Source organism: Candidatus Omnitrophota bacterium (genome assembly GCA_028715965.1).
Lineage (GTDB): Bacteria > Omnitrophota > Gorgyraeia > Tantalellales > Tantalellaceae > JAQUQS01.
Window position 1 is genome coordinate 1 of the sequence record JAQUQS010000063.1, and the last position, 2,896, is coordinate 2,896.

General features: G+C 51.4%; 2 protein-coding genes. Both read left to right on the plus strand.

Annotated elements, in window-relative coordinates; genetic code table 11:
• A partial coding sequence (locus tag PHH49_08745; GenBank protein ID MDD5489027.1) for a hypothetical protein occupies positions 1–1,309 on the plus strand: 1,309 nt, incomplete at its 5' end.
• Positions 1,310–1,318: 9 nt separating this feature from the next.
• Positions 1,319–2,896 (plus strand): isocitrate lyase/phosphoenolpyruvate mutase family protein (locus tag PHH49_08750; GenBank protein ID MDD5489028.1); only part of this gene is annotated, 1,578 nt, incomplete at its 3' end.

Genomic DNA, 2,896 nt, shown 5'->3' on the forward strand with positions numbered 1-2,896 from the left:
CGGACACGGGTCCGCTGTGGGCAAGGCCAAAGCCCCGGCGAATACGATCGCTAGCGTTAAACCCATGGCCAAGCATGTGCTTAGAAAGCTTGGCGCGGCGGCAAAGGGCATTTGCGGGGCCAGGGAACGGGTGTTCGTTATACAGGATGGGTATGAAGTGGAGCATGTAAGAAGGGACCTCAGGGGATATATTTTCGAGTATCCCGTTCCCGGGCTCCTGCGGTACGTTGGGGATAGAGCCGGAAAGGACACGGGAGTATGGAGCCTGCCATGTGAAAGGATAAGCGAATTCGCGGAGAAATGGTTCCCCGGGTTCAGGGCGTATCTTGGAAGGCTTTTTTCAGGATATTCCGCCGGAGTTCTCCCGTATGTAGGCGATATCGTGTCAAGGGCGCGAAGCGCCATAGCCGAAAGAGGCCCCAAGGCACTGTTCTATTCGATATCGGCCAATCGTTTGTATGAGGATATTTTCGCGTTCATCGCGAATGAGAAAGACATCCCCGTGTTCTATTTCCAGCATGGCGGTTCGACAGTATTCCATTATGACCATTACCAGAGATACCTGGAACGTAACGAGAACATAAAAAAGACGGTCATATACCAGTCAGAGCATGAAAAAAAGATGTTCACGGGCGACATGGGAAGCGAAAAAGAGGTAATTGGCTCGGCAAAACTCTTTAACATATACAGGAAAGAGTCGGAGAGGAGGTCCCGTAAGATGGCCGGAAGGGCGCTTTATTGCCCGGGACCATTTAATTTCCACAACTACAAGGACCTTATCGCCAATGTGTCGGACCGTGAGCTTTTTCGCGTTAACCTCGATGTGCTCGAAGCCGCACGCGACGCCGGTGTGGATATGGACATAAAGATACATCCCAGCGATGAGGAATATAACTATTGTTATTTCTCGCGTCTGGCGGGATACGCGGGGCTTCACGGGACGGAATGTCTTAAGGGGTTCCCTGCGGAAAAGATCATGGGGGAGTACGGTATGCTGGTGCTTGATTATATAGGCAGCACTTTGGTCCTTTCGGCCATGGTGTTCGACACGCCGGCGGTCATGTACCTGAAAGACCGGTCATATCTTGAGCCGGAAGCGGCCGCGGACCTCGAAAAACGTTTTTATATCCCGGCCGGTACTAATGAGCTTAGGGATGTGTTCCGGCTGTTCAAGGGCGGGGGGATGGAATATTGTTTCAGGGAAGATATGCTGGACAAATATATCTTTCCGATGAGAAGTGGCGATCCGGGGAAAAATACGGGAGTATTTATTACAGAGGCCATAAAGAGGCATGAACAAGTAACGTAGAGGGTGCAGATGAAGAAGAGCATAAAAGGCGGGAACTTTTTCGAAAAAAAAGGTCTTTTGAGGATAGTAGGCGCGCACGACGGGCTTTCGGCAAAGCTTGTCGAGCTTAACGGGTTCGACGGGGTCTGGGCGAGCGGTCTGGAAATATCGGCCTCATATGCCGTACCGGACGCCAGTATCCTTACCATGTCACAGTATCTCGAAAGAGCGTGTGAGATAAGGGACGCGGTCACTCTGCCTGTTATAGCGGATTGTGATACGGGGTACGGCAATTCGAACAATACCATATACATGGTGAAGAAGTACGAGGCTGCGGGGATAACCGGAGTGTGCATCGAGGACAAGAAGTTCCCGAAGGTCAATAGTCTTCTTGATGACGGCAGGCAGGAACTGGCGCCCATAGCGGAATTCGTGGGCAAGATAATGGCCGCGAAGAACGCGCGTATCTCAAAAGACTTCCTGGTGATCGCCCGGGTAGAGGCCCTTATAGCCGGATGGGGAGAAGAAGAAGCGCTCTTGCGCGCCGAAAAATACGCCGAGGCGGGAGCGGACGCCATTTTGATACATTCCAAGTCCAAGGCCCCAGGAGAAGTGCTTTCGTTCGCGGAAAAATGGCAAAAGAAAGTACCGCTTGTGCTGGTCCCGACGACATATCCTTCCATCATGGATGAATGCACTGACGAGGAGCTTCTGGAAAAAGGTGTTAAAATGGTGATATTCGCCAACCAGGGCATGAGGAGTTCCATAAAAGCGCTCAACCTTACGCTCCGAGAGATGAAAAAGACGGGGGGGATAAGCGGCATAGAGGACAAGATAGCCCCCCTGGGCGAGATATTCGACCTGCAGGGGCTTACGGACCTGAGGCATGAGGAAAAAAAGTTCCTGAGATCGGAGCATGGGGATGTAACGGTCATAATACCCGCCGCGGGGAAACCCAACCATCAAGGTTCAATGGAGCCACTTCTCAGGGACAGGCCGGTATGTATGATCGATATAAACGGCAAGTCCATACTTGAAAGAGGACTGGATATATTGGATGGGATGAAGTTCGGGGAAATAAACGTTATTGTGGGATATGAGAAGAAAAAGGCGCTGGAAAGCCTTGCCGGGAAGAAAGCCCGGTTCATACACAACAGCGAATATGAGAAGAAGCATATCCTGCATTCGTTCATGCTGGCAGGCAAGGACACGAGCGACAGGACGCTTATGGTGTATTCCGACATATTGTTTGACAGGGCGCTTATCGAAAAGGTCCTTAAACAGAAGCACGATATAGTGCTTGTAGGGGACAGCACATATACGCGTTTCGGGCACAGGAATAAAAAGCTTGAACTGATATCGGTCCGGGAAAAGATGTCGCCCGGAAGACGGAGCCTGGGGGAAGGCATGGTCATGGACGTGGCACGTATTGGCAAGAACGTGGACGAGAGAACGGCCGCGTTCGAGTTCGTCGGTATCGCGTATTTTTCCGCCAAAGGTATCAGGGCGTTCAAGCGCGCGTATTCTAAGGTCATAAAGAGCCCAGAACGCAAAAAAAAGTTCCACGAAGCGGTGGATATCAGCAAGGCCTCGTTCACTGATATGGTG